A 25060-nucleotide genomic window follows, 5' to 3' on the forward strand; every position below is an offset into this window, starting at 1 on the left:
TCGTTTCGGTCCATAGCCGAGCGTAACGACGCAGCCCCACCCTGAAGTCGTGAATCTTGCAACTGGCCCCTCATCGGCAGCAATTGACGGCAGCTACCGCATGGGCTTCACCGTCGGTGAGCATTCGGCCCGCCACATGCGCCACATCCTCCGGATGTTCCTCACCCAGTGGGGGCTCGACGCCCTCGCGGACCCCGCGGAGCTCGCGCTCACCGAGCTGGTCGCCAACGTCGTGCGCCACGTACCGGGACGGGGCTGCGTGGTCCTCTTCCTGCGGCAGCCGGACGGGCTGCGCGTGGAGGTCTCGGACGGGTGCCCCGCGCCGCCACGGCGTGCGGCGGCCGATCCGGAGGAGCTGGGCGAGGGCGGCCGCGGCCTGCTCCTGGTCGAGGCGGTGACCGACCGCTGGGGCACCGACCCGGATCTCACCGGTAAGACGGTGTGGTTCGAGTGCGATGCCCCCCGGCCCGTCACGGGGTGACGACGACGTCGTCCTCGCGGCTCGACGAGCGGTAGTGCGCCTCGTCCGTGAGGTGGTGGCGGGCGGACCAGGAGCCGCTCTGCGTCGCGGTGTACTTCCTGGTGAAGGTGCCGTCGTCTCGGGTGACCGAGTAGCCCATGAGCTTCCACTCCGTGCTGCCGGCGGGCCGGAAGTAGTAGTGGACGTACCGGCCCGCGAGGGGCTTACGGGCCGGGTCGGCCGTGGTGAGCTTCCCGGTCAGCGTGATCGGCTTGCCCTTCTTGACCGGCTCGGGTGCGGCGTTGAACTCCGGGATCACCGTCTCGGTCCGCGGCACGACCTGGACGGGGGACGAGACCGAGCCGTTGATGTCCGGGGTGCCCGCGTACCGCATCCGGACGAATCCGGGGCCCGGGTAGGGCAGGGCGGTCCTGAGGGTGTGCACGCCGCTCACCGGGTGCCCGATGTAGTCCTCCACCTTCTTGCGCGTGGTCCAGCCGGTCTTGCCGTCCGCCGAGTACTGGACCTCCACCGTGACCGCGTTGACGCCTGCCGGGATCTGACCGCGGTTGAACTCCCCCACCAGTCTCAGGATCTTGCTCTGGTCCACCCTGGCGGTGAGCGAGGGGAAGGAGGTCCCGCCCGTGACGTCCACCTTCACGTCCTGGAGTTCCGCGGACACCCAGGCGTTCCACTCGCTGACGCGCCACGAGGTGTCCTCCGTCAGCTCGCCGGACCAGGTGAACCGGCCCGCGGTGTCGGTTGCGACGGAGCCGCTGTGGACGACGAGCTTCATGGCCCCGGGTACCGGCTTCCAGGTGCCGTCCGCGGCCTTCCACGTGAAGGAGCCGCCGACCTTGCCCCGTGTGGCGTAGGGGCCCGTCACGGTCGTCGAGTCCAGTGCGATGCGCGCCTCCACCGGGGTCACCGGGACGGCTGCCCTCGTCTGCTCCTTCTTGCCGTTCGCCTCGGTCGAGAGGCTGACGGCCGTCTCCCACCCGAGCAGCTTCCCGCTCCTGGGGTCCCGGACCGAGTTGCCTTCGATACCGTGCACGGTCACCTTGGACGCGAAGTGCCCCTGCGCGTCGGCGACCAGTGCGGTGGTGACGCCCCCGCTGGCGGCCGTGAACGCGGCGCCCGCGTACGGCTTCTGCGAGCCGTCACGCGGATCGTAGAGCTTGATGTCGCCGGAGAGGGTGGTGTCCCGCCCGTCCAACGACACCGCGTTCGCGGCCTTCAGGCCGGAGAAGACCGGCCGGAGGCGGTAGTTGAGCGTCGCCTTGCCCTGGTGGAGGACGGGCTCGCCACGGGTGCCGGTGTACTCCACGTCCACGGTGTAGTCGCCGAGGGCGGCGAGCTTGGGCACGTCTGCCTGGAAGCGGACGAAGTCGGGGCCGCAGGAGGGCTCGCAGTCACTCGGGCCGCCCTGTACGAACCTGGTGAGGGTGGCCACCCGGGCAGTCGTGCCCTTCGCGCGCAGGTGGACCTTGAGGTTCTCGGGCCACGTGTCTCCGCCCGTTCGGACATACACGTTCACCTCTTCGTTTCCCGCGGTCGCGACGACCCCCTTCGCAAAGGGGTCCGCGGCGTGCGCGGCCGTGGGCACGGACAGGACGGCGGCCAAGGCCGTCATGGTGCAGAGTGTGGCGCTGATGTTCCTGTTCATCGTGTCCCCCCGTGATGCGTCGTCAACGATCACCCAGAGGACTTCGCGGCCCGCCCGAAGGTTGTACGGGCTTACGGGCTTACGGGCAGAGCGAAGTGACGGACGGTCCGCGCTCCCGGCCTACGCGTCTCCCCCGGTGCGCGCGTGCCGGACCGCCGCCGCCGCGAGTCCGGCGACGAGGGGGTGGGCGCGGGTGCCGTCGCCGTCGAGTTCGGGCTGGAAGAGGGTCGCCAGGAAGAAGGGGTGCTCGGCCAGTTCGGCGATGCGGATGTCGCCGGATTCGTCGGTGCCGGTGAAGGTCATGCCGTGCGCCCGGAGCAGGTCCAGGTGGAGGGGGTTGGGGCCGTAGTTGCAGTGGTAGCGGGCCTGCGTGCGGTCCGCGCCGAGCAGGTGGGCGGCGCGGGATCCCGGGGTGACCCGTACGGTCCCCTCGTGGCCCACGAGCGAGCAGGCCAGCGGGACGACCACGGCGTCCGCGTCGGCGGTCGCAGGGTCGTTCTCGGCGTGGGCGGCCCGGTCCAGGCCGCAGACTGTACGGGCGAACTCCAGCAGGGCGTGCTGGAAGCCGCCGCAGGTGCCGAGGAAGGGGATGCCGTTCTCGCGGGCGTCCCGGATCGCCGTGAGCACGCCGCCCTCGCTGCGGTAGGGGCTGCCGGGCAGCACCCAGACGGCATCGAAGCCGTCCATGCCCTCGCCGGCTTCCTCGGTGGGGATCCAGTAGGCGTCCAGGTCCAGGCCCTCGCGCAGGCGCAGCGCCTCCAGCAGGCCGGGGACACGGGCGTGGGACCGTACGGCGTCGGAGCGGTCCGCGATCAGGGCGATGCGGGCGGGGGACGGCGTGCTGCCGGTGTGGTTCGCGTTCATGAAGACCATCCTCGGAGCCGCCGCCCCATCACGTCCAACGATGATCTCCACTGTCCACATAAGCGATCCTGATGCCTGAGCCATACTGGTGCCCATGGATCCGCATCTGCTCCGCACCTTCGTCGCGGTCCTCGAACACCGCTCCTTCTCCACCGCCGCCTCGGTCCTCGGCTACACGCAGTCGGCCGTCTCCCAGCACATCGCCGCGCTGGAGGCCGACTTGGGCGCCCGGCTGGTCGAACGCCGGCCCGTCGCCCCCACCGGGGCGGGGGCCCGGCTGATGGAACACGCCCCCGCGCTGCTCCTGCGCCTGGACGCGGCCCGCGCCGACATCGCCCGGCTGCGCCGGGCCCCCGACGCCCGGCTGACGCTGGCCTGTTCCCCCGCGGCCTTCGGCCCGGAAGCGGCGAGGGCCCTGGCCGGGCTGCGTGCCGCGGGGCCGGTGGAGGTCGACCTCCGCGTCCTGGGTCGGGAGGCGGTCGTCGAGGAGGTCCTGACCGGCCGCGCCGACCTCGGCCTCGTGGACGGGGTGGCCGCACCCAGCGACCCCCTCCCGCTGCCCGACCTCGGCCCGACCGTCACCCTGGCCGTCGCCGAGGAGCCCCTGGCCGTGCTCTTCCCGCACACCCACCCCCTCGCGCGACGCCGTTCGGTCCGGCTGCCCGACCTCGCACAGGCCCAGTGGATCGACGCCCCCGACACGGCGGTCCCCCTCGCCCGGCTCCGCGAGGTCAGCCACACCGCCGGCTTCCACCCCCGCATCCGCCACCACGGCACCGACCCGCACGCCCTGGCCGCCCTGGCCGCCGCCGGCCACGGCCTGACCGCCCTCCCCCTCTCCCTGGCCGCCGCCTTCCCCGGCACCACGGCGGTCCCGGTCCGCACCCCCCGCCTGGTCCACCGCACGGAACTCCTCCACCCCACGGACCCGACCCCGCACACGGCGAACCTGGTCTCCTTCCTCACGGGCCGCACGGAGCTGCGCCGGCCATAGGCTTCGCCCAGGCGGGGCGAAGATCACGGCGGGGAGACGAGCGGGTGCGGGAACTGATCGAGGACCGGTACGAGTTGGAGGATCTGCTCGGCCGGGGCGGGTTCGGCGAGGTGTGGCGGGCCACCGACCGCCGGGTCGGCCGCCGGGTCGTCGCCGTCAAGATCGGGTACCCCCTGACGTACGAGGACACCCGCAGGTTCGAGCGGGAGGCCAGCCTCGCGGGAAGCCTCGCCCACCCCCACATCGCCACCATCCACGACTTCGGCCGCACCGAACGTGCGGGGGACGACGCGGTGTTCATGGTCATGGAGCTGCTCACGGGACGCAGCCTCGCCGAGATCCTGAACGAAGGGGTGCCGCCCCTCGATGACGCCCTGGACTGGGCGCGGCAGATCGCGGACGCCCTCGGGGCCGCGCACGACGCCGGGATCGTCCACCGGGACGTCAAGCCGGCCAATGTGATGGTGGTCGGGAACGGGGTGGCGAAGGTCCTCGACTTCGGGATCGCCAAGGCCCGGGGCGGACCCGGTACGGAGCTGACGGGCACCGGAATGGTGATCGGCTCCTTCCCCTACATGGCTCCGGAGCGCTGGACGGGTGGCGCGAACGGGGTCCCCGTGGACGGACGCAGCGATCTGTACGCCCTGGGCTGCGTCCTGATGGAGCTGCTCACCGGCCAACGCCCCTTCCCGGCACGCGAGATGCACGAGCTCCTCGCGCAGCACCTGACGGCCGCACCGCCTTCCCCCGGCTCGCTCCGGCCGGGGCTGCCGCCCGGCCTCGACGAGCTCGTCCTCGGCCTGCTCGCCAAGGACCCCGGCGAACGTCCCGCCGATGCCCACGAGGTGGCACGCCGGCTGACGGAGCTGGCCCGGGGCGGACCGATGTCCGTGCCGGCCCTCACCCCCTCGCCCGGACCGGCGTCCGCCCCCTCCTCCGCGCCTCCGGTGCCGTCGTACTCCCCGACCGTCCACGTCCTCGGGGCGCAGCCGGTCGAGGATCCCGTCCGGGCCCTGTTGCGGCGGCGCCTGGAGCGGCTCCTGGCGGACGGCCCGGCGGACCTCCTGGAACGGCTGGGCATGCTGGCCGCCGACTCGACGGAAGAGCTCGGAGCGAACGACCCGCTGACGGTACGGGCCGCGTACCACCGGGCCGTACGCCTGCGCGGGCAGTCCGGCATCGAGCTGGAGCGCCTCCTGCCCCGCATGGTGCGGGTGCTCGGCCTGGAGCACCCCGACACGATCACCGCGCGGATCGCGTCCGTCGGCGAGGCCGCGGCCCACGGACCGGGCGACGGCCACCGCCACGAGGGCGAACTGCGCGAGATCATCGAGCAGGCGGCCCGGGTCTTCGGCCCGGACGACGAGGTCACGATGACCGCCCGGTACTACCTGGCTTCGGCGACGCAGCGGGGCGCCCGGGACCGCGACGGCCAGTGGGACGCCCGCACGCCCGAGCGGGCCGAGAGCGAACGCACGCTGCTGGGACCGCTGCTGCCCGGGCTGGAGCGGGCCCTGCCCGCGGACGGGCCGATCCTTCTCGACGTACGGCGCCGACTGGCGCACGACGCGTGGCTGGTCGGCGATTTCGCGGCGGCCGCACCGCTGTACCTGCGACTGTTCCCGGACCTGGAGGAGCTCGTGGAACGCGGCGACCCCGAGGTGGCGCACCGGGTGATCCGCAGCATCGGCGAGGCGGGCGACCCCGAGACCGCCCTGAGCCTCATCGGCCCGCTGCTGCACCGACTCCCGTTCGTCTTCGGCAGCGGCGACTGGCTGACCCAGGAGGTCACGGACACCCGGGCGGACCTGCGCCGCGCACTGCGCGAGCGCCGGCGCGGCGCCGGCACGGGGAGCGGCGCCCTCTCCCGCCTCTTCGGTCGCTGACCCCGGCAGGGCGTCAGGAAGCCGCCGGGCCGGTGGGGTCGGCGTGGGCCAGGAGGAATTCGGCGGCTCGGGCGATGGCTTCGGCGTACGTGGGGTGTACGGGCTGCGACTCCTCTTCCCGGCCGTCCGCGGCTTCGGCGGTGTACCACCAGGCCTCGGCGTCCGGGTCGTGGTGGATGGCGGCGGTGCCGCCCGCGTAGCGCAGCGGGATGGACTCGCCGGCGGGGCGCTTCGCCACCGCGTGGGGCCACTTGAGGCGGGCGGACTGGCGCTTGATGCCGCCCCAGGCCGCACCCAGCTGCGCATAGTTGGCTCCGCTGCGGCCGGCGACGGTCGCGGCGCTCTCCGCCATCCGGTCGACGGACCGCTTGGCTTCGTACAGGGCCCGCAGCAGGGCCAGTTGTACGTCGGGCGCGGCCATGAGGGCGGCGTCGAAGGGCTTGCCCGCGGCGCTGTAGGCCTGTGCGCGCGTCGAGATGCGCTGGGCCAGCGGCCGGACCGCGTCGAGCACCTGGTCGTCCATGGCGAACGCCTCGTCCTGGGCGGGCTCACTCCAGGGCGGCTCCACCAGGGCCGTGACGGCGGCCCAGAAGTCCTCGTCGTTCCTGTCGGGGGTCGGGATCGGTCCCGTCGAATCGCTCATGCGACATGTTTACCTGTCGAGAGTGTCTGTGACAAGTAAAACTGTCACGACAGGGACGCGGGGCGGCGGGCCGAAGATCGCCCGCGGCCCCGGGCATGGCGTCCTACCAGCGGGTAAGGCAGCATGGGCCGCCGACGTGCGCCGACGCATGCCGACGTACGCCGTGTGCCGTATGCCGACCGATCCGCAGGAGGAACACCATGGCCAGCCCCAAGCCGGAGACCCTCGCCGCCTTCGAGGCCGCCAAGGGGTTCATGCCCGTGGGGGAAGGGCTCGCCCTGTACGAGGCGGCCGCCGCCGCGGCGCGGCTCGGGCTGCCGCTGCTGGAGGTCGGAACGTACTGCGGGCGCTCCACGATCCTGCTCGCCGACGCCGCCCGCGAGGCGGGGGTGAGCGCGCTCACCGTGGACCACCACCGGGGCAGCGAGGAGCAGCAGCCCGGCTGGGAGTACCACGACCCGAGCGTCGTGGACCCGGAGATCGGGCTGATGGACACCCTGCCCACCTTCCGCCGGACCCTGCACCGGGCCGGGCTGGAGGAGCACGTCATCGCGATCGTCGGCCGCTCCCCGCAGGTCGCCGCGGCCTGGGGCGGCAAGCTCGGCCTGGTCTTCATCGACGGCGGCCACACCGACGAGCACGCCACCGGCGACTACGAGGGCTGGGCCCCGCACGTCGCCGAGGGCGGCACGCTGGTGATCCACGACGTGTTCCCCGACCCGGCCGACGGCGGCCAGGCCCCGTACCGCATCTACCTGCGCGCCCTGGCCTCGGGCGCCTTCGAGGAGGTCTCGGTGACCGACTCCCTGCGCGTCCTGCGCCGCACGGGCCCGGGCATCTGACCTTCGGGGCCCGCCCGGGCACGTCCCGGAGCGGGCCCAGGAGCGGGCCCCGGCATATAACCTCACCGCGCCCCCGGATGGCCCACGGTCCGTACACCCGACCGACCTCCGGTCTAGCATCGCCGGGTGCGCTACGACGAAAGCTCCCCGCCGCTCCCCGAGTCCGCGAGCTCCATCAGCCCGGACCGGCCCTGGTACGCCCGCCGGTCGACCCTGGTCGTCGCGGCGGCCGCGATCGCCCCGGCCTGCCTGGCCGGCTGGGTCCTGACCGAGGTGCTGGGCGGGGGTGCGAGCGACGACTCGCGGCCGCCCCGGATCGTGATGCCGCTCGCGGCGTCGGCGGCGGCATCCTCCGCAGCGCCGGTACCGGCACAGGCATCCGCACCGGCGTCCGCGTCCGCCTCCGCCTCCGCCGCGAGTCCGGCCCCCGGCGCAACCCCCGGAGGGGCCGCGGCGAACGCCCTCGCCGGCCGTACCGTCGTCATCGACCCCGGCCACAACACGGGCAACTTCAAGCACACCACCGAGATCAACCGCCAGGTGGACATCGGCACCAACCGCAAGGAGTGCGACACCACCGGCACGACCACCAACTCCGGCTACATGGAAGCCGAGTTCAGCATGGACGTGTCCCGGCGGCTGCGCACCGTCCTGGAGGCCAAGGGCCTCAAGGTGGTCCTCACGCACGAGGCCGGCAAGGAACGCCCCTTCGGCCCCTGCATCGACGAGCGCGCCCGCATCGGCAACGAGGCCGCCGCCGACGCCGTGGTCTCCGTCCACGCGGACGGGGTCTCGGCCGGCAGCCGCGGTTTCCACGTCATCCTCCCCGCCAAGGTCAAGGGCGGCGGCGCCGACACCGCGAAGATCGTCGGACCGTCCCGGCAGCTCGGCGAGCGGATCGCCGGGAACTTCGCCCGGACCACCGGTGCCGCCCCCGCGAACTACCTCGGCAGCGGCACCGGATTGGTCGTCCGCGACGATCTGGGCGGACTGAACCTCTCGACCCGCCCCAAGGTGTTCATCGAATGCGGCAACATGCGTGATGCCAAGGACGCGGCACAGCTGTCGAGTCCGGAGTGGCGCCAGAAAGCGGCCCAGGGCATCGCGGACGGCATCGTCGGCTTCCTCGGCGGGTAGGGCCACCAGGACCGTCCCTCCGGACGGCCCGCAGCCCCGATCCTCTCGGCCGCGGCGAAGCTCCGTACCATGGTGCCGCCCGCCACCCCTGCGTCACGGCGGGCACCCACGGCACCACGAGACGACGAGACCGAGAAGGACACCTAAGACGTGAACATCCGATCCCTCACTCGAGGCGACGGCGTGGTGATCGGAGCAGCGGCGTTGCTGTTCATCGCCTCGTTCCTCGATTTCTACTCCGCACCCGGTGTCGACGCACCGAGCGCATGGGACACCGACGTGTACCGCCTGGCGCTGCCGAGCATCTTCCTGCTCGCGTTCATCGCCGTCGGCCTGCTCGTCGCCGCCCGCCTGCAGCCCGCCGGGCGCCAGCTCCTGGGCCTGCCCTTCGAGGCCTGGGGCACGGTCCTCTCCGTCGCGGCCGCCTGGTCGGCGCTCTGGGGGCTCATCACCTGCCCGACCGGGGCCGACCTCGGCGCGGGCGCCGTCATCGCCTTCCTCGCCACCGCGGCGCTGGCCGGCGTGACCCTCTTCGGCTCGAAGATCCCCGCGCTCGCCGGGCAGCTCGTGCCGGACCCGAAGCCGCCCACGGCGGCCGTCCCGCCGTACGGCCAGCAGCAGCCGGGCGCCGGGTACGGCTACCCGGGCGGCCAGGAGCCGCAGCCGTACGGGGCCGCCCCGCAGCCGGTCCCGCCCTACGGCGGCCAGGACCAGGCCCAGGCTCCGCAGGACCAGACCCCGGCTCCGGCCCCGGCGGCGGACTTCACGCCGTTCTGGTTCGCCGTTCCGGTGGCCCGCCCCCTCTTTGCCGAGGACGGCAGCCCCGCCCCGATCGCGGAGCTCGCGCCCGGCACCTGGTACCTGGCCGTGGAGCAGCGCGGTCCGGCCACCCTGATCGCCCAGACCCAGGACGGCCGCCGCGGCGTCCTGAACGACACCTCGGGCATCCAGCGCGGCTGATCCCGGGCACGCGCACGTACGACGGCCCCCTGCCCTTCCGGGTGGGGGGCCGTTGCCCTACAGTCACCTGACGCATCGTCAGATTCCTGGAGGGGACCGTCCCATGCGCCTCGGACTCGCACTCGGCTACTGGGGCCGCGGCCCCAATCCGGACCACCTCGACCTCGCCGCCGAAGCCGAGAACCTCGGCTACGACTCCGTCTGGACCGCCGAAGCCTGGGGCTCCGACGCCTTCACCCCGCTCACCTGGATCGCCGCGCACACCTCGCGCATCCGCCTGGGCACCGCCATCGCGCAGATGGCCGCCCGCACCCCGACCGCCACCGCCATGCAGGCCCTGACCCTGGACCACCTGTCCGGCGGCCGGATGATGCTCGGCCTCGGCCTGTCCGGACCGCAGGTGGTCGAAGGCTGGTACGGGCGCCCCTTCCCCTCCAGCCCCCTGACGGCGACCCGGGAGTACGTGGACGTCATCCGCCAGGTGCTGCGCCGCGAGGCGCCGGTCGCGCTCGACGGCCGCTTCCACAGCCACCCGTACCGGGGAGCGGACGGCACCGGCATCGGCAAGCCGCTCAAGCCCATCACCCACCCCCTGCGGGCCGACCTGCCCGTCCTGCTCGGCGCGGAGGGTCCCAAGAACATCGCCCAGACCACCCGCATCGCGGACGGCTGGCTCCCCCTCTACTGGTCGCCGACCCGCACGGACGTCTACCAGGCCTCGCTGTCCGAGCTCCCCGAAGGGTTCATGATCGCCCCGATGGCCCGCGCGAAGGTCTGCGACGACGTCGCGGAGGGACTCCTCCCGGTCAAGGCGATGCTGGGCTTCTACATCGGCGGAATGGGCCACGCGGCACGCAACTTCCACGCCGACCTCATGGGACGGATGGGCTACGAGGAGGAGGCGCACCGGATCCAGGAACTGTTCCTGGCCGGGCGCAAGGAAGAGGCCGTCATGGCCGTCCCGGACGCGTTCGCGGACGAGATCTCCCTGGTCGGACCGCGGGAGCGGATCGCCGAGCGCCTCGAACTGTGGCGCAAGGGCCCGGTGACCGACCTCCTGCTGACCGCCCCCGACCCGCACACCCTGCGGGTCCTGGCGGAGCTGAACAACTAGGCCGGCTAGCCGACCCGCCCACCCTCCGACCCCGGCCCCGGCCCCGGCCCCGACCGCCGCCACAGTCCCGGCCGGCGCGGCCGGGTCCGCGGGACGGGAACGGGAGCGGAGGCGGGAACGCGAACGGAGACGGCACCGTCCTGGAGCACCTCCCGCGCCACGTCCACGAGGGCGACCACGGTCGCCCAGAACGGGGCGTAGCACTCGTCGAACCGCTGGATCGCATCGGCGTCGCCGCCGATCATGTCCTCCAGCGCCTGGTAGCTGTCGGACGTCGACCGCCGCAGCCGGTCGGCGGCCGCCGCGACCTCCGCCGGCCCCTCCAGCTCCACGATGCGCACGAGGTGACGCAGCTCCGCGTACGCGTCGCGCAGCCGCAGGCGCAGGTCCTTGAGCGCGGCGGTGCGCGCCTCGGGATCCGGGTCGGCGTGGGCGTCGTTGACCTTCCAGTGCAGGTCGCCCATCTTCTGCGCCTGCTCGATGACGTCCGCGTAGGCGTTGCGCCGCGCGGTGCGCCGCTGGTCCGTCCGCTGGACGGCGGCGGTCGTCTCGGCCTGGATCCGGGCGGCCCGGGCCGTGCCCCGGCTGGTCACCCAGCTCGCGACCACCGCCGTGCCCGCGGTGAGGACGCCCACCCAGAGTGTGTTGTCGGCCATGGCGCCCATTCTCGGGGCGGGCCGGGGGTTTGCGAAGGGTGCGTCGCGGCCGGCGGGGCTACCGCGGCTCGGCGCCCGGGGGTTCCTCCGCGAGGGCCGCCGGGGGCGTCTCCGGGAGGGCCGCCAGGAGCTCCCGCAGGTCCAGCGGCATCACGGCGATCTCCATGCCGTCGGCGTCTCCCCCGCACTCGACGGTCACGATCCGCGAGCCCGGGTTGATGGAGATGCCCTCCTTCACGGAGGGCGCCCGTACGCCGGTGGCCCGGGCTCCGGTCAGGACCACGGGCTCGCCCCGGCCGGGCACCCAACGGGCCGCGCCCTGGTCGGCGTACAACCGGCCGCTGCGCCAGCGGCCGCTGCCCGCGGGGCGCCGCGCCATGCACGGGATCCCGGGCACGGGCGTCGCGGCCTGGCGGCTGCGGTGCTTGCGGCGCATCAGCCAGGCGGTTCCGGCGGCGGCGCCGGCGAGGACCACGTACTCGATCACCCACCCATTCAAACAGGTGGAACGGGCACGCAGCAGACCGGACCGGAATGCTCCGGTCCGGTCTGCTGCGAGAGGAAGAGCACTCAGCCGGTCAGCTGGCCCGCGCTCGGGACCTTGTCGGTCACCGTGGCGCCCGCGCTCTTGCCGGCCTCCTTGACGCTGTTGATGACGTCCTCGAAGGCACCGATGTCGGCGTCGCCCGCCTGGCCCTTGCGCAGCTTGGTACCGAGCCCCTTGAGGGAGTCGATGCCCGCCGTCAGCGGGCCCACCGCCTTCGACAGCAGCGGGTCGCCCTTGGCGTTCTCGCTGGCCGCCTTGAGCCGGTTGTAGGCGAAGGCACCGGCGAGACCCGCCTTGACCAGGGCGAAGGTGCGGCCCTTGGCGCCCTTCTTGAACTTGCCGTCGCGGTACGGCTTGATGATCCACTGGTACGTGGCTCCGGCCGCGAGCCCCGCGTTGGCGACGAAGCGGGTCTTGGCGAACTTCTGCTTCTCTGCCGGCGTGCTGGGCGAGGGAGTGGCGGCGGCCGCTTCCGCGTCCTCTGCGGAGGCCGCGGCGTCGGCCTCGGCGAACGCGGCCATGGCCACCGAAACCTCGTCGGCCTGACCGGCGGCGACCTTGTCGCCACCGCCCGAGCCGCAGGCGGTGGCACCGCCGAGCAGGGCGCAGGACAGGAGCACCGCCGTGAGGGCACGGCGGAAGCGGACGGCTGTGGTGGGTAGGGACACGGGTTTCCTCCGGGGACTGAGGCGTCCCCCGCAGCCTCGCCCCGGGCACCGGGCTCCGCCACCCGGGGGACCCGTTCGGGTTCCCCGGCGGGGTTTACCCGGCCGGGAAGCGGCCAGAAGCGCGGCATGCCCACACATACGCGAGCACACACCAGAGGAAGCAGCCAGGCGGGCCGCGCCGTCGCGGTCGTGGCCGACGTCATGGCCTTCGTGATCGGCCTGTGGATCCTGCTGTACCTGCTGGACGCCAACCAGGGGAACTCACTGGTCGACTTCATCCACGACGCGGCGAGCTGGCTGGCCGGCTGGTCGTACGACCTCTTCACCTTCAACCGCGAATGGGTCCAGGTGGTGATCGGCTACGGCATCGCCGCCGTCGCCTACCTCGTCATCGGCCACGCCATCGCGGGCCGCCTGTACCGCCGCTAGGCCGTCTCTTTCGGATCTTGCCGGGCCCGCGGCGCCCGGCACCGCGCCCGGCCGCACTGCCGAGACGACCACGTACGCCCAGTACGCGAGCGCCCCGACAGCACGCCCAGGCACGGCACCAGACACCGCGGACTCGGCCGACAAGATCCGAAAGAGACGACCTAGGCCGTCTGCCGTTCGGCGAGCAGCTGCTTGCGGTGGCGGCTGCGGCGGACGGCGGTGACGAGGACGAGGACGGCGCAGAGGGTGATTCCGAGGACGGGCAGGGCGATGGCCAGGACCAGCCAGCCCGCAAGGGCGAAAAGGCCTCCGGAGTCGCCGATGGCGTAGGCGGAGCGTGCGTGCGACGAGCAGGTGATCTCGTACTCGCCTGCTCGTCGCACGTCGATGGTGGAGAGCGGATTCCAGGTCTCGTCACGGGTGAGGAACACGTCGGCTCCCGGATCGGTGAGACGGGCGCCGCCCGGCCCGGTGATGCTGCACTTCGGGGCGGCGTCCGGGCCGAACTCCTCGTCCCTGATCCAGATGGCCTTCTCGCTCCCCGGCTCAAGACGAAGGGTGACGGTCTCGCCGTTGGCGAACCGATGGCCGGTGTCCACCGAGTCCATCGCGTCGTAGAACCGGAACGCACCGATGACCACGCCCGTCACGATCAGCACGACGGCGATCGCGACTGCCGTGGCATACCAGCGGCGGCTGGGCCGGAGTTCATTCGCCGGTATCTGCGGTGGTGGGAGGGTCTTCACGGGCACACCCTAGATCGCCCTGCCCGGCCGACGAGCCGCCGGGGCATGCCGTCAGCGGCCGCGCGCTTCGTTTCTTCTCCTCCAAAGAATTCCGGCATGCGAGGGCAACCATCCGTGCCGGTCGCTGGTCGTACGGGCGAGAGTTGATCAGGTCGATCAACTGGACCTCGCCCGGGGGGGCTCTTTTGCAGAAGAACACCGCGCCCGAGTCAGCCGTGCCCGCCGACTCCGCGCCCCAGCCGCCGACGGCGCCCGCCGCCCCGGGTGAGCCTTGCGCCGTCTTCCGGTTCGCCGTCTCCACCGGGGGACGGGCGCACCACCGCGAGGACTACGCCGCCATCCGCTGACCCGTGCCTCGTACGAACGTCTGCGGGGCGGGCAAGACCGGTACGGGGGTCCCGCCATGCCCGCCCCGCAGGACCAAGGACAGGCACGGGCCAAGACAGAACGGGAGGACATCCGCTGATGTCCGCCAGGACAACTCGTACGGCAACGGCTCTCGTTGCCTCTTTCGGTATCGCGGCGACGATGGTCGCCGCCGCGCCGGGCAGCCTCGCCGCCACGGCCGCCAACGCCTGTGACGTGGTGGCCGTGACCGATCTCGCCGACGCGGCCAGGGTGCAGGTCGACGCGTTCGGCGCCCTGAAGGACCTCCGGGTCGACGTCCGCGCGCCGGGCACCACTCAGGTGCTGGCCACCGCGGGGGGCTTCGAGTCCGCGGCGCGGCCCGGCTTCGGCGTGCGCCACCGCTCCGCCGCGCTGCCCGCGCTCGCCTCGCTGGGCCGCTACGCCCTCGACGTCCGGTACACGGACGCCGCGGGCAAGGCCGTGAAGTGCGCCGACAGCGGCGAACTGCGCTACCTGCCGCACCCCGTGGTCACCCTGGATCCGGCGACCGCGCCGGTCTCCCTGGACAAGCCGACGGCGACCGTCACCGGCAAGGTGGTCCTGCGCAATCCGCGTACCCGCGCCGAGAGCCCGCTCAAGGGCCGCACGGTGACGCTCGTGTTCGTCGGCCAGTACGGAAACCCAGAGGCACAGTTGGCAGTCGCCGGCAGCGACGGGGCCTTCTCCACCTCCTACACCTACACCCCGCGGAACACCAGCACGGCCGTGACCGCGAAGGCGGACGGAGCCGTACCGGCCACGGCGGAACTCCCCGTGGAGAAGCGCAAGGTCGTCATCACCCTGAGCACGCCGTCCTCGGTGGAACCCGGGTACGGAAGCCGCTTCCGCATCTCGGGCCAGGTCAGGTTCCTGGGCGGCGACGGCAAACTGCGCTCCCTCTCGAACCTCGATCTCGTGCGCGACGGGGACACCTGCGAGATCCGGGACGCCTCCGGACCGCAGTGCGGAACGATCACCGCGCGGAACCACGGGCCGTTGTTCGACTGGGACCGGTACACCGTGCACGGTGACACCGTGCTGGCGGTGACCCACCGTCCCGGACCGCTGCTCGAAGGAGTCGCCCGGACCCCCGTCGCCGTGAAGGTCGACCGGACCGAGGCCTTCTCGGACCTGAAGGCGACCAAGGACGCCCAGGGCCGCCTGACCGTCCAGGGCAGCACCCGGCTCGGCTACGGCACGAACTCCGAGAAGGACGTGTACCGCATCCAGCACTCGGCCGACGGCAAGACGGGCTGGAAGACGTACCGGAGCACCTCTCTCCGGCGCACCGGGCCGATCCTGCTCACGCTGGAACCGGGCACCTTCCCCGCGGGCGGAACCTGGCGCATCCACTTCGAGGGCGCCAAGGGACTGGAGCCCGTCACCAGCCCCACCTTCACCGTGGTGACCCCGTGACACACCGCCGCACACACATGCCTTCTCCTGGGGGATCGTTGAAGAAGTTGACGACGTCGCTCGGCGTCGCCCTGGCCGTCACCGCGGCCGCGTCGGGTCTCGGTTTCGGTTCGGTGGCGCAGGCCGACGACGTCGGTATCCCCTCGGTCGTCGTTCTCCAGTCCGGTGGCGAGTTCCGCATCCGGGTCGTTGCCGGTCAGGAACCCGCAGGTGAGACGGTGGTCCGGGTACGGCCCAAGGACGGCGAGAAGGCCGTGGCCGAGGTCGGCGGGTTCGGCACCTGGTCGTGCGTGACCGAGCTCGACGACGACTGCACCTTGAGTCGCAGCGACTCGGCGCCGTTCGTCCTCGACGACATGGGCATGTACGACCTGGACGTCGTCCTGCACAAGGGAGCCGCGGACGAAAGGGAGTACATGCAGGCAGGACAGAGCTTCGCCTACGCACTCAACCCCCGGTTCGCCGCCCTGACGTCCAGCATTCCGGTGCTCTCCTACGAGCACCGCGCCGGGAAGGCCTCCGGCACCCTGGTGGCCGAGCACCCCCGCACCCACGAAGTGAAACCGCTGGTGGACGCCCCGGTGCAGCTGGTCCGCCGGTCCGACGGGGGCAATCACGAGACGGAGCGCCTGACCACCGACGGCGCCGGCCGCTTCGCCGCTCTCTTCCAGTACAAGGGCGGCGAAGCGAAGCCCCGCATCCAGGCCCTGTTCGACCAGCCGCCGGGCACCCCCGGTCCCACGGTGCAGCGGACCCTGGACCTCCAGGTGCGCGCGACGCCCGCCAAGCTCACCGTCCGGCAGCCCGCCGCAGGGATCGTCGGGCGGTACGGCAGCAAGGCGCCCGTCCGGGGAACGGTGACCTGGACGGGCTCCGACGGCACCGTCCGGCCGCTGGCGGACGCGGCCGTGGGCCTGTCCAACGAAGGGTGCTCGGGGGCCCAGTGCGTGCTGGACTGGCAGTCCAGTGACACCGCGGGCGGTTTCGACGTGCCCTACCCCGTCACGCGGGACGGATACGCACGCGTGGAGCTGCTGCCGTCCGCGAACAACGGATGGTTCACCGGCAGCAGCCTCTCCGCCCGCCTGTCCGTGGACGCCACGCACACCACCACCTTCTCCCCGCTGAAGGTGACCGCGGACCAGAACCGGACGATCACCGCCGCCGGCCGGCTGGCCGTCCAGCAGGGGTCCGCCCCCGCGGGCGCCAAGGCCACGGTCGACGTGCAGCTGTCCGCGGACGGGAAGACGGGGTGGAAGACGGTGAAGTCCTTCACCACCGCCTTCGGGACGGACTTCAGCCAGCAGGTGAGGCACACGGCCGAGCAGGACGGCCACTACGTCCGCCTGCGCTACGCCGGCACCGCCGACATCGGCCCCGCCGCCCCGACCGTCCGGCTCACCCGCAAGACGACCCGGATCGTCCGCGACAACCTGGCCCCCGAGCAGATCCCCGCCGGGACCAGGATCACTGCCAGTGGAGTGCTCCAGGCGAAGTCCGGCACCTCCTGGCTGCCGATCGCCGGCCAGAAGGTCCGCGTCTACTTCAAGGCCAAGGCCCCCGGCTCCGCCTGGGCCTACCAGGGCGCCGCGACGACCGCCGCCAACGGCTCGTTCAGCACCAAGGTCACCGCCCGCAGCGACGGCGACTGGCAGATCCGCTACCTCGACGCCGCCCAGCCGTACTACATCGGCATCGGCCGCGTGGACTACGTGGACGTGCAGTAGGGCGGGACGCACACGAAGGAGGAGCGGGCACGGGCGCAGCCCGTGTCCGCTCCTCCCTGCAGTCGGGTTGCCGTCAGCCGCAGCAGTCCGGTTCGAGTCCGGACGGCAGCGTCAGCCCGCCGAAGACCGTGCCGGTGGCCTCGTCGCCGCCCAGGGCGGCCACCGCGAGGAGCAGCGAGCCCGCCGTCCAGGTGGTCTGCTCCACGGGCCAGACCTTGCGGTCGTCGAAGACGTACCCGGTCCAGTACATGCCGTTGTCGGCCCGCAGGTGGCCGATCGAGCGCAGGATCTCCAGGGCCCGGTCGGACTCCCCCGTCGCCCACAGCGCGAGCGCCAGTTCGCAGGACTCCCCGCCGGTCACCCACGGGTTCGGCAGCACGCACCGCACGCCGAGGTCGGGGACGACGAACTCGTCCCAGCGCTCCTCGATCCGGGCCTTCGCTTCCGCGCCGGTCAGCGCGCCGCCGAGGACCGGGTAGTACCAGTCCATGGAGTAGCGGGACTTGTCGAGGAACCGCTCCGGGTGCCGGCGTATCGCGTGCCCGAGGGCTCCCGCGGCCAGTTCCCAGTCCGGCTGCGGATCGCCCCGGTACTCGGCGATGGCCAGCGCGCAGCGCAGCGCCTGGTGGATGGAGGAGGAGCCGGTGAGCAGGGCGTCCGCGACGGCCTCGCCGGAGGCTTCGCGCTTCCAGCCGATCTCGCCGCCCGGCTGCTGGAGCAGCAGCACGAACTCGACGGCCGCGTAGACGGCGGGCCACATCCGGTCGAGGAAGGCGTCGTCCCCGGTGGACAGGTGGTGGTGCCAGACGCCGACGGCGAGGTACGCGACGAAGTTGGTCTCCCGGCTCGCGTCCTGCGGCTCGCGGGTGTCGACGCCGTCCTCGCGGTCGGTGTAGGCCGCGTACCAGGAGCCGTCGTCGTTCTGGTGGCGCACCAGCCAGTCGTAGGCCCGCTCGGCGGCCTCGTGTTCGCCGGCCGCGTCGAGGGCCATCGCGGCCTCGGTGTGGTCCCACGGGTCGAGGTGGTGCCCGCGGAACCAGGGTATGGCCCCGTCGGCGCGCTGCGCGGCGAGGATCCCGGCGACGGTGGCGGCGGCCTGGTCGGCCGTCAGTACGCCGTCCAGGACGAGGTGTTCGGGTGCGGTGCGCCCGGGAGAGCTCACTGTGCGGCGCCCACGGGCTCGGCCGCGTCCGCGTCCGCCACCTCGGCTGCGGGCAGGTGCGGCTTGGTGGCGTAGGCGACGAAGCTCTTGCCCATGACCGGGTTCAGGGCCTGCTCCGCGAGCCGGGTGACCAGCGGCTTCTTCATGATGTCCCAGACCAGGAGCTTGTGGTACGCCTTGACGGGCAGCGCCTTGTCGTTGTCGACGCCGAAGGCGCACTTGAGCCACCAGTAGGGCGAGTGCAGGCCGTGCGCGTGGTGGGTGCCGTACGGCTTGAGGCCCGCGGACTCCATCTTGCCGAGCAGTTCCTCCGCCTTGTAGATGCGGATGTGGCCGCCCTCGACCTCGTGGTAGGCGTCGGAGAGCGCCCAGCAGATCTTCTCGGGGCCGTAGCGCGGCACGGTGATGGCGATGCGGCCGCCGGGCTTCAGGACGCGGACCATCTCGGCGAGGACGCCCTTGTCGTCGGGGATGTGCTCCATCACCTCGGAGATGATGACGACGTCGAAGGACTCGTCGGGGAAGGGCAGCGCGAGGGCGTCGCCCTCCATCGCGGTGGCGGTGGCACCGGCCGGGGCCTCGCCGGCCTCCTTCATCGCGGCGAACCACTTGGCGACCTCGCGGATCTCCTCGCCGTTGCGGTCGAGGGCGACCACCTGGGCGCCGCGCCGGTAGCACTCGAAGGCGTGCCGGCCTGCGCCGCAGCCCAGATCGAGTACACGGTCGCCTGCGGCGAGCGGGAACCGGGAGAAATCGACGGTCAGCACGTGGTCCTGCCTTCGCGGTCGCGGGGTGGGGAAGGGAACTGCATCGGACGGAAGGTGGAGGTCACCGGGTCGTGGAGGCCGTCGGGGCCTTGGCGCCCGCCGAGTCCTTCGAGGCCTTCGGGGCCTTGGCGCCCGCCGCTGCCGCGCGCTCGATGGCGGCGCGGTAGTGGACGACGGTGCCTTCGGCGGCCTTGGCCCAGGTGAAGCGGGACAGGACCCGCTCGCGGCCGGCGGCGCCGAGCCGGGTGCGCAGTTCGGGGTCGGCCAGCAGCCGGCCCAGCGCGGCGGCCAGTGCGCCCGCGTCGCCGGGCGGCACGGCGAGACAGGACTCGCCGTCGGGTCCGGTGACCTCGGGAATCGCGCCGCCGGTGGTGGCGACCAGCGGGGTGCCGGTGGCCATGGCCTCGGCCGCCGGGAGCGAGAAGCCCTCGTAGAGGGAGGGCACGCAGGCGATCTGGGCGCTGCGGACCAGGTCGACGAGCTCGGTGTCGGTGATGCCCTTGACGAAGCGGACGGCGTCCTGGAGTCCGTACGTCTCGATCGCCCGGGCCACCGGGCCCTGTTCGGCGCGCTTGCCGACGACGACGAGGTGGGCGTCGGGCTGTTCGGTACGGAGCTTCGCGAGCGCCTCGACGAGGTGCACGAGCCCCTTGAGCGGGACGTCGGCGCTGGAGGTGGTCACGATCCGCCCGGGCACCTCGGCCACGGAGTCGTCGGGCGACCAGAGGTCGGTGTCGGCGCCGATGTGGACGACGTGGATGCGCTCGTCCCGGACGCCGAGGTGCTCGGCGATCTCCTTCTTGGAGGAGCCGGAGACGGTGAGCACGGAGGCCAGTCGCCGGGCGACGCGGCCCTGCATGCGGGTGAACCCGTACCAGCGCCGTACGGAGGCCCGCTTGCGGCGGTCCTTGGCGGCGGCCAGGTCCAGCTTGCGGTCGACGGTGATGGGGTGGTGGATGGTGGTGACCAGCGGGGCGCCGAGGTCGGCCAGCAGTCCGTAGCCGAGGGTCTGGTTGTCGTGGATGACGTCGAACTCACCGGCGCGGGCTGCGAGATGGCGGCGCGCACGCAGCGAGAAGGTCAGCGGTTCGGGGAACCCGCCGGTCCACATGGTGGCGACCTCGACGGCGTCGATCCAGTCGCGGTACTCGTCGCGCTTGGGGGTGCGGAACGGGTCGGGGCTGCGGTACAGGTCCAGGCTGGGGAGCTCGGTGAGGGTGGCGCCCTCGCCGGTGAGGGCGTCGGTGTCGAGCACCGGGTAGGGCTGCGCGCCGATGACCTCGACGGAGTGTCCCAGCTTGACGAGCTCGCGGGCGAGGTGGCGGACGTAGACGCCCTGGCCACCGCAGAACGGGTTCCCCTTATAGGTGAGGAGCGCGATCCGCAGCGGGCGGCTGCCGTCGTCTGCCCGACCCGTGGGAGGGCTTGTCACCATGGCCTCTGCGGTCACTCCCGGCCCCCTTCTCCCTGCACTTTCGCCGGAGCGTAACCGCTCGGATAATGTAGAACAAGTTTCAGACTTGATCCGCTGAAGAGCATTGAATCTACCGGCCGGAAACCACACCGTAAGAGGGGTGGCAGGTGATTCGCGCCACGGCTCGGGCGCCTGCCATGCTGGGCGCGCGACGGTCCGGGGCGACTTCCGCGGCCGCCCCGGCACAGACACGAACGCCACGGACATGAACGCCTTGGAACTGGAACGCCTCGGAACCGGAACGGGACAGATGACAGCGGAAGCGAAGGCCGTGACCCCAGCCGTCACCACACCGGCGTCTCCGCCCCTGACGGAGCGCCAGGAGGCGCGGCGCAGGCGGATCCTGCACGCCAGCGCCCAGCTGGCCAGCCGGGGCGGCTTCGACGCGGTGCAGATGCGGGAGGTGGCGGAGTCCTCCAGCGTGGCGCTGGGCACCCTCTACCGGTACTTCCCCTCCAAGGTGCACCTGCTCGTCGCGACCATGCAGGACCAGCTCCAGCACATGCACGGAACGCTGCGCAAGCGCCCGCCGGCCGGGGACGAGCCCGCGGCCCGCGTCGCGGAGACCCTGATGCGCGCCTTCCGCGCGCTCCAGCGGGAGCCGCAGCTGGCGGACGCGATGGTCCGGGCGCTGACCTTCGCGGACCGCAGCGTGAGCCCGGAGGTGGACACGGTGTCCCGCCTCACGACGGCGATCATCCTGGACGCGATGGGCCTGGAGGCCCCGCCGACGGCGGAACAGCTGTCGGCGGTCCGCGTCATCGAGCACACCTGGCACTCGGCCCTGATCACCTGGCTGTCGGGCCGGGCCTCGATCGCCCAGGTGAAGATCGACATCGAGACGGTCTGCCGCCTGATCGACCTCACGGCCCCGAAGCCCCCGGCCGAGTCCTCACCCGAGTCCTCGCCCGAGCCCTCTGCGCAGCCCCCGAAAAAGTCCTGATCTGGCCGTTGCCCCGGGCGGGCCTGCGGGCTCCTGCGGGCGCCTGCGGGCTCAGTGCACGCAGAGGCAGAACGGATGCCCCGCCGGGTCGGCATAGATCCGCCAGTTGGCCTCGGGGCGGAGCTGGTCCGTCCGCTCCAGCAGGGTGGCTCCGAGCGCGAGCGCCCGCGCCTCCTCGGCGTCGAGGTCGTCCACGTCGAAGTCGAGGTGGAGCTGCTGCGGACGCTCCTGGCCGGGCCATACGGGCGGCCGGTAGCCGTCCACCCGCTGACAGGCGATCGGGATCCCCTCGAAGCCGTGCACCTCGACCCACCCGGAGTCCTCGGCGTCCACGACGACCCGGCCGCCGAGCAGCTCGGCGTAGAACCGCGCCAGCCCCACCGGATCGGCACAGTCCAACGCGACGGCCTGCAGCTTGCGAATCACTTCCGCCACTCCTCACCCACGAGCCACTCCTGTACGTGGATGCTCGTACCCGCCGGGACGAGGAGCAAGCGCGGAGCCCGCGAAGGGGCCCGGGGTCGGGGGTCGCACCCCCGGCCCCGGGCCCGGTCGCGGCACCGGTGCCGGGGCGGTCACTCCTCCGGAGGGAACACCGCCTCGCCGCTGCCCAGGAGGGTGATGGCGATCGCTTCGACCGGGCATCCCTCCGCCGCCGTGAGCACCGGCTCGTTCGCGTCCGTTTCCGCCGCCCGTGGATGCGACTGCCGGGCCGAGTCGAGGGCGAAGCCGTCCGGGGCGTGGTTCACGCACATCCCCGAGCCGATGCAGACGCCGCGGTCCACCTCGACGTGCCAGCGGTCACCCATCACGCACCGGCCGCGGGGGGTACGTAGCCGGCCGGGAGGTGGATCATCTTGTGCTCCAGGTACTCGCTCAGCCCCTCCGGGCCGAACTCCCGCCCGACACCGCTGTTCTTGTAGCCGCCGAACGGCCCGAGCATGTCCAGGCTGAAGGTGTTCACGTTGAAGGTGCCGGTCCGCACCTGCCGCGCGAAGTCGATGCCGTGCTCCACGTCGCCGGTCCAGACGCTGCCGCTGAGCCCGAACTCCGAGTCGTTGGCGACCCGTACGGCCTCCGCCTCGTCCCCGTACGGGATCAGGCAGACGACCGGGCCGAAGATCTCCTCGCGGGCGATCCGCATCGAGTTGTCGACGTCTCCGAAGAGGGTCGGCTCCACGTACCAGCCCTGGTCCAGGTCCGAGCCGGCCGGACGTCCGCCGCCGGACAGGACCTTGGCGCCCTCTTCCTGGCCGATCCGGATGTAGTCGAGCGAGCGCTGCTGCTGCCGCCTGGCCACCAGCGGGCCGAGCTGGGTGGCGGGGTCCATCGGGTTGCCGACGACCAGCGCGGAGGCGGCGGCGGCGAGGGCGTCGGCGATCTCCTCGTAGCGGCTGCGCGGGGCGAGGACGCGCGTCTGGGCCACGCAGGCCTGGCCGTTGTTCATCCAGGCGGCGGGGACGATGCCGGCGATGGCGGTGTCGAGGTCGGCGTCGGGGAGGATGACGGCCGCGGACTTGCCGCCGAGTTCCAGGGTCACGCGGGTGAGGTTCTTGGAGGCGACCTCCATGACCCTGCGGCCGGCGCCCACGGAGCCGGTGAAGGCGACCTTGTCCACGTCCGGGTGGCCGACGAGGTACTCGCTGACCTCGCGGTCGGCGGGCAGGATCGACAGCACTCCCTCGGGCAGTCCGGCCTCGCGGGCGATGTCGGCGAGGATGTAGGAGTCGAGGACGGCCTCGGGGGACGGCTTGAGGATCACGGTGCAGCCGGTGAGCAGCGCGGGCGCCAGCTTGGCGGCGGCCACGAACTGCGGGACGTTCCACGGGATGACGGCTGCGACGACGCCGACGGCCTCGCGCCGGACGAGGATCGGGCCGAGGGCTCCCTGGCGGTACTCCTCGTACGGGTAGTCGCGCGCCACGGTGATCGCGGCGTCGTAGACCATCATCGGGCCGAGGGCCTGGGCGAGGACGCTCCAGGAGTACGGAGACCCGTTCTGGGAGCTGATCGAGCGGGCGATCTCCTCGTGCCGGACGGCTATGGCGTCCTTGATCCTGGTCACGACCGCGATCCGCTCCTCGAGCGAGGTGCGCGGCCAGGGGCCCTCGTCGAAGGCCTTGCGGGCCACGGCGACGGCCCGGTCCACGTCCGCCTTCGAGGCGTGCGGGACGCTGCCGATGACCTGCCCGGTGTGGGGCGAGACGACCTTGATCGTGTCGGTGCCCAGCGGATCCGTCCATTCACCGCCGATGAACAGTTTTCCGTGTTCCACGAGCTCGGTCATGGCTGATGCCTCCTGCGGCTTGGCGTTCCAGAACTGATACCAGTTCTAGTTCTAGTAGTCCACGGAGCTGACCGAACCGCCTCGTACAACACATCGAAGATCCAACGACTAGTCAGAACGCCGCTCAAGTGGTCGACTTGGGCTACTAATGCAACACGTTCTCGTGAGAGTGGAGCCAGAGTGGAGCCCTTCAAGGCAGAGGACACGACACGGGGCACGACACAAGGCACCCCCCACGTCACCGATCACGGCGGAGGCGTGTGGGGCATCAAGGTCCCCATCCCCGACAACCCGCTCGGCCACACCCTCGTCCACGTCCTCGACACCGACCGCGGCCCGGTCCTCATCGACACCGGCTGGGACGACCCCGAGTCCTGGGACACCCTCGTCGCCTGCCTCGGCGCCCTCTCCCTCGCCGTCACCGACATCCACGGCGTGGTCATCACCCACCACCACCCCGACCACCACGGCCTGTCCGGCCGGGTCCGCGAGGCCTCCGGCGCCTGGATCGCCATGCACGCCGCCGACACCGAGGTCGTCGTACGGACCCGGTCCTCCGAACCAGGCGTCTGGTTCGACTACATGAGCGAGAAGCTGGCCTCCGCCGGAGCCCCCGAGGAACACATCGCCCCGCTGCGCGCCGCCCGCGCGAGCGGCCGGATGACCACCCTGCCCGGGCTGCGCGCCGCCGTCCCCGACCGGGAGATCGTGCCCGCCGAGCTGCTGCCGCTGGCCGGGCGCCGGCTCCGGGCGATCTGGACCCCCGGGCACACCCCCGGCCACGTCTGCCTCCACCTGGAGGAGAAGCACCCGGGGAACCTCCCCGGCAACGGCCGCCTCTTCTCCGGAGACCACCTGCTGCCCGGGATCTCCCCCCACATCGGCCTCTACGAGGACCCCTCCTCCGAGCGGGTCACCGACCCCCTCGGCGACTACCTCGACTCCCTCGAACGCATCGGCCGCCTCCGGCCCGCCGAGGTGCTCCCGGCCCACCAGTACGCCTTCACCGATGCGCAGGGCCGCGTACGGGAACTGCTGGACCACCACGAGGAACGGCTGACCGGGCTGCGCGACCTGCTCGCCGCCGAGCCGCTGACCCCGTGGGCGCTGGCGGAGCGGATGGAGTGGAACCGGCCCTGGGAGCAGATCCCGTACGGCTCCCGCAACATCGCCGTCTCCGAAGCGGAAGCCCACCTGCGGCGCCTGGTGAAGCAGGGCCGCGCGGAGGCGGTGCCGGGCAGCGACCCCGTGACGTACCGCGCCGTGTAAGGGGCGCGGGCGGGCG

Annotated in this window: 26 protein-coding genes; 13 read left to right on the top strand and 13 right to left on the bottom strand. The window is 72.4% G+C overall.

Features of this window, described 5'->3' with window-relative positions; all coding sequences use genetic code 11:
- The first annotated feature begins 100 nt into the window (after positions 1-100).
- The gene (locus ACZ60J_RS15470; RefSeq protein ID WP_469682448.1) at positions 101-481 is read left to right on the top strand and encodes an ATP-binding protein; all 381 of its coding nucleotides are present in this window, start codon (positions 101-103) and stop codon (positions 479-481) included.
- Here ACZ60J_RS15470 and ACZ60J_RS15475 read toward each other — a convergent pair.
- Together ACZ60J_RS15475 and ACZ60J_RS15480 are read right to left on the bottom strand one after the other, a co-directional pair.
- Positions 471-2093 carry a hypothetical protein gene (locus ACZ60J_RS15475; RefSeq protein ID WP_469682173.1) on the bottom strand — a complete coding sequence of 541 codons (1623 nt, stop codon included), beginning with the start codon at positions 2091-2093 and terminating at the stop codon, positions 471-473. The genes ACZ60J_RS15470 and ACZ60J_RS15475 overlap by 11 nt on opposite strands.
- 153 nt (positions 2094-2246) lie before the next feature.
- Positions 2247-2990, bottom strand: coding sequence for a CTP synthase C-terminal region-related (seleno)protein (locus ACZ60J_RS15480; RefSeq protein ID WP_469682175.1), 744 nt, complete (start codon positions 2988-2990; stop codon positions 2247-2249).
- 94 nt (positions 2991-3084) lie between these two features.
- Here ACZ60J_RS15480 and ACZ60J_RS15485 point away from each other — a divergent pair, with 94 nt between their 5' ends.
- Together ACZ60J_RS15485 and ACZ60J_RS15490 are read left to right on the top strand one after the other, a co-directional pair.
- Positions 3085-3984 (top strand): LysR family transcriptional regulator, encoded by a 900-nt coding sequence (locus tag ACZ60J_RS15485; RefSeq protein ID WP_469682176.1) that lies wholly within the window; start codon positions 3085-3087, stop codon positions 3982-3984.
- A 44-nt stretch (positions 3985-4028) separates the two neighbouring features.
- Positions 4029-5870 carry a serine/threonine-protein kinase gene (locus tag ACZ60J_RS15490; protein WP_469682178.1) on the top strand — a complete coding sequence of 614 codons (1842 nt, stop codon included), beginning with the start codon at positions 4029-4031 and terminating at the stop codon, positions 5868-5870.
- A gap of 13 nt (positions 5871-5883) precedes the next feature.
- On the opposite strand, the gene ACZ60J_RS15495 is transcribed toward ACZ60J_RS15490, so the two are convergent.
- Positions 5884-6513 carry a hypothetical protein gene (locus ACZ60J_RS15495; protein WP_469682179.1) on the bottom strand — a complete coding sequence of 210 codons (630 nt, stop codon included), beginning with the start codon at positions 6511-6513 and terminating at the stop codon, positions 5884-5886.
- 200 nt (positions 6514-6713) lie between these two features.
- Between ACZ60J_RS15495 and ACZ60J_RS15500 the strand changes: the two genes are divergently transcribed.
- From ACZ60J_RS15500 to ACZ60J_RS15515, 4 genes are all read left to right on the top strand, one after another.
- Complete coding sequence (locus ACZ60J_RS15500; RefSeq protein WP_469682181.1) at positions 6714-7355, top strand: class I SAM-dependent methyltransferase; 642 nt, start codon at positions 6714-6716, stop codon at positions 7353-7355.
- A gap of 126 nt (positions 7356-7481) precedes the next feature.
- Positions 7482-8492: an N-acetylmuramoyl-L-alanine amidase gene (locus ACZ60J_RS15505; protein WP_469682183.1), complete on the top strand. Its 1011-nt coding sequence runs from the start codon at positions 7482-7484 to the stop codon at positions 8490-8492.
- A gap of 150 nt (positions 8493-8642) precedes the next feature.
- A complete protein-coding gene (locus ACZ60J_RS15510; protein WP_469682184.1) occupies positions 8643-9452 on the top strand; it encodes a hypothetical protein in 810 nt (269 codons plus the stop codon).
- 103 nt (positions 9453-9555) lie between these two features.
- Positions 9556-10566, top strand: coding sequence for an LLM class F420-dependent oxidoreductase (locus ACZ60J_RS15515; protein ID WP_469682186.1), 1011 nt, complete (start codon positions 9556-9558; stop codon positions 10564-10566).
- Positions 10567-10571: 5 nt separating this feature from the next.
- Here ACZ60J_RS15515 and ACZ60J_RS15520 read toward each other — a convergent pair whose 3' ends face one another.
- The 3 genes from ACZ60J_RS15520 to ACZ60J_RS15530 form a co-directional block, all read right to left on the bottom strand.
- Positions 10572-11222, bottom strand: a complete 651-nt coding sequence (locus tag ACZ60J_RS15520) for a hypothetical protein (protein WP_469682188.1) — start codon at positions 11220-11222, stop codon at positions 10572-10574.
- A 58-nt stretch (positions 11223-11280) separates the two neighbouring features.
- Positions 11281-11709, bottom strand: a complete 429-nt coding sequence (locus ACZ60J_RS15525) for a hypothetical protein (protein WP_469682190.1) — start codon at positions 11707-11709, stop codon at positions 11281-11283.
- Between the two features lie 83 nt (positions 11710-11792).
- The gene (locus ACZ60J_RS15530; protein ID WP_469682449.1) at positions 11793-12290 is read right to left on the bottom strand and encodes a hypothetical protein; all 498 of its coding nucleotides are present in this window, start codon (positions 12288-12290) and stop codon (positions 11793-11795) included.
- A gap of 273 nt (positions 12291-12563) precedes the next feature.
- Here ACZ60J_RS15530 and ACZ60J_RS15535 point away from each other — a divergent pair, with 273 nt between their 5' ends.
- Positions 12564-12866 carry a hypothetical protein gene (locus ACZ60J_RS15535; RefSeq protein WP_469682192.1) on the top strand — a complete coding sequence of 101 codons (303 nt, stop codon included), beginning with the start codon at positions 12564-12566 and terminating at the stop codon, positions 12864-12866.
- 161 nt (positions 12867-13027) lie between these two features.
- On the opposite strand, the gene ACZ60J_RS15540 is transcribed toward ACZ60J_RS15535, so the two are convergent.
- Positions 13028-13612 carry a hypothetical protein gene (locus ACZ60J_RS15540; RefSeq protein WP_469682193.1) on the bottom strand — a complete coding sequence of 195 codons (585 nt, stop codon included), beginning with the start codon at positions 13610-13612 and terminating at the stop codon, positions 13028-13030.
- Between the two features lie 185 nt (positions 13613-13797).
- On the opposite strand from ACZ60J_RS15540, the gene ACZ60J_RS15545 reads away from it, so the two are divergent.
- The 3 genes from ACZ60J_RS15545 (at position 13798) to ACZ60J_RS15555 (ending at position 17142) form a co-directional block, all read left to right on the top strand.
- Entirely contained in the window at positions 13798-13959 is a 162-nt protein-coding gene (locus ACZ60J_RS15545) for a hypothetical protein (RefSeq protein WP_469682195.1), read from the top strand.
- A 181-nt stretch (positions 13960-14140) separates the two neighbouring features.
- Positions 14141-15415, top strand: a complete 1275-nt coding sequence (locus tag ACZ60J_RS15550; RefSeq protein ID WP_469682197.1) for a hypothetical protein — start codon at positions 14141-14143, stop codon at positions 15413-15415.
- Positions 15416-15453: 38 nt separating this feature from the next.
- Positions 15454-17142: a hypothetical protein gene (locus ACZ60J_RS15555; RefSeq protein WP_469682198.1), complete on the top strand. Its 1689-nt coding sequence runs from the start codon at positions 15454-15456 to the stop codon at positions 17140-17142.
- 73 nt (positions 17143-17215) lie between these two features.
- On the opposite strand, the gene ACZ60J_RS15560 is transcribed toward ACZ60J_RS15555, so the two are convergent.
- From ACZ60J_RS15560 to ACZ60J_RS15570, 3 genes are all read right to left on the bottom strand, one after another.
- Complete coding sequence (locus ACZ60J_RS15560; RefSeq protein ID WP_469682200.1) at positions 17216-18304, bottom strand: prenyltransferase/squalene oxidase repeat-containing protein; 1089 nt, start codon at positions 18302-18304, stop codon at positions 17216-17218.
- Complete coding sequence (locus tag ACZ60J_RS15565; RefSeq protein WP_469682202.1) at positions 18301-19071, bottom strand: class I SAM-dependent methyltransferase; 771 nt, start codon at positions 19069-19071, stop codon at positions 18301-18303. The genes ACZ60J_RS15560 and ACZ60J_RS15565 overlap by 4 nt, the downstream gene beginning before the upstream one ends.
- 61 nt (positions 19072-19132) lie before the next feature.
- Positions 19133-20521 (bottom strand): glycosyltransferase family 4 protein, encoded by a 1389-nt coding sequence (locus ACZ60J_RS15570; protein ID WP_469682204.1) that lies wholly within the window; start codon positions 20519-20521, stop codon positions 19133-19135.
- 274 nt (positions 20522-20795) lie between these two features.
- On the opposite strand from ACZ60J_RS15570, the gene ACZ60J_RS15575 reads away from it, so the two are divergent.
- On the top strand, positions 20796-21488 hold the full coding sequence (locus tag ACZ60J_RS15575; RefSeq protein ID WP_469682205.1) for a TetR family transcriptional regulator: 693 nt from the start codon (positions 20796-20798) through the stop codon (positions 21486-21488).
- A 51-nt stretch (positions 21489-21539) separates the two neighbouring features.
- On the opposite strand, the gene ACZ60J_RS15580 is transcribed toward ACZ60J_RS15575, so the two are convergent.
- From ACZ60J_RS15580 to ACZ60J_RS15590, 3 genes are all read right to left on the bottom strand, one after another.
- A complete protein-coding gene (locus tag ACZ60J_RS15580) occupies positions 21540-21914 on the bottom strand; it encodes a VOC family protein (protein WP_469682207.1) in 375 nt (124 codons plus the stop codon).
- 149 nt (positions 21915-22063) lie between these two features.
- On the bottom strand, positions 22064-22297 hold the full coding sequence (locus ACZ60J_RS15585; RefSeq protein WP_328298408.1) for a ferredoxin: 234 nt from the start codon (positions 22295-22297) through the stop codon (positions 22064-22066).
- Positions 22297-23775, bottom strand: a complete 1479-nt coding sequence (locus ACZ60J_RS15590; RefSeq protein WP_469682208.1) for an aldehyde dehydrogenase — start codon at positions 23773-23775, stop codon at positions 22297-22299. Before ACZ60J_RS15590 ends, ACZ60J_RS15585 begins: the two co-directional genes overlap by 1 nt.
- A gap of 180 nt (positions 23776-23955) precedes the next feature.
- Here ACZ60J_RS15590 and ACZ60J_RS15595 point away from each other — a divergent pair, with 180 nt between their 5' ends.
- Positions 23956-25044, top strand: coding sequence for an MBL fold metallo-hydrolase (locus ACZ60J_RS15595; RefSeq protein ID WP_469682210.1), 1089 nt, complete (start codon positions 23956-23958; stop codon positions 25042-25044).
- Positions 25045-25060 lie beyond the last annotated feature (16 nt).

Source organism: Streptomyces sp. NPDC104226, assembly GCF_055584085.1.

Excerpts from the sequence above, each read along its gene's own strand:
- ACZ60J_RS15590 (WP_469682208.1), bottom strand. The coding sequence starts at position 23,775 with ATGACCGAGCTCGTGGAACACGGAAAACTGTTCATCGGCGGTGAATGG.
- ACZ60J_RS15500 (WP_469682181.1), top strand. The coding sequence starts at position 6,714 with ATGGCCAGCCCCAAGCCGGAGACCCTCGCCGCCTTCGAGGCCGCCAAG.
- ACZ60J_RS15520 (WP_469682188.1), bottom strand. The coding sequence starts at position 11,222 with ATGGCCGACAACACACTCTGGGTGGGCGTCCTCACCGCGGGCACGGCG.
- ACZ60J_RS15515 (WP_469682186.1), top strand. The coding sequence starts at position 9,556 with ATGCGCCTCGGACTCGCACTCGGCTACTGGGGCCGCGGCCCCAATCCG.
- ACZ60J_RS15475 (WP_469682173.1), bottom strand. The coding sequence starts at position 2,093 with ATGACGGCCTTGGCCGCCGTCCTGTCCGTGCCCACGGCCGCGCACGCC.
- ACZ60J_RS15585 (WP_328298408.1), bottom strand. The coding sequence starts at position 22,297 with ATGGGTGACCGCTGGCACGTCGAGGTGGACCGCGGCGTCTGCATCGGC.
- ACZ60J_RS15530 (WP_469682449.1), bottom strand. The coding sequence starts at position 12,290 with ATGGCCGCGTTCGCCGAGGCCGACGCCGCGGCCTCCGCAGAGGACGCG.
- ACZ60J_RS15480 (WP_469682175.1), bottom strand. The coding sequence starts at position 2,990 with ATGAACGCGAACCACACCGGCAGCACGCCGTCCCCCGCCCGCATCGCC.
- ACZ60J_RS15485 (WP_469682176.1), top strand. The coding sequence starts at position 3,085 with ATGGATCCGCATCTGCTCCGCACCTTCGTCGCGGTCCTCGAACACCGC.
- ACZ60J_RS15550 (WP_469682197.1), top strand. The coding sequence starts at position 14,141 with ATGGTCGCCGCCGCGCCGGGCAGCCTCGCCGCCACGGCCGCCAACGCC.
- ACZ60J_RS15495 (WP_469682179.1), bottom strand. The coding sequence starts at position 6,513 with ATGAGCGATTCGACGGGACCGATCCCGACCCCCGACAGGAACGACGAG.
- ACZ60J_RS15535 (WP_469682192.1), top strand. The coding sequence starts at position 12,564 with ATGCCCACACATACGCGAGCACACACCAGAGGAAGCAGCCAGGCGGGC.
- ACZ60J_RS15470 (WP_469682448.1), top strand. The coding sequence starts at position 101 with ATGGGCTTCACCGTCGGTGAGCATTCGGCCCGCCACATGCGCCACATC.
- ACZ60J_RS15575 (WP_469682205.1), top strand. The coding sequence starts at position 20,796 with ATGACAGCGGAAGCGAAGGCCGTGACCCCAGCCGTCACCACACCGGCG.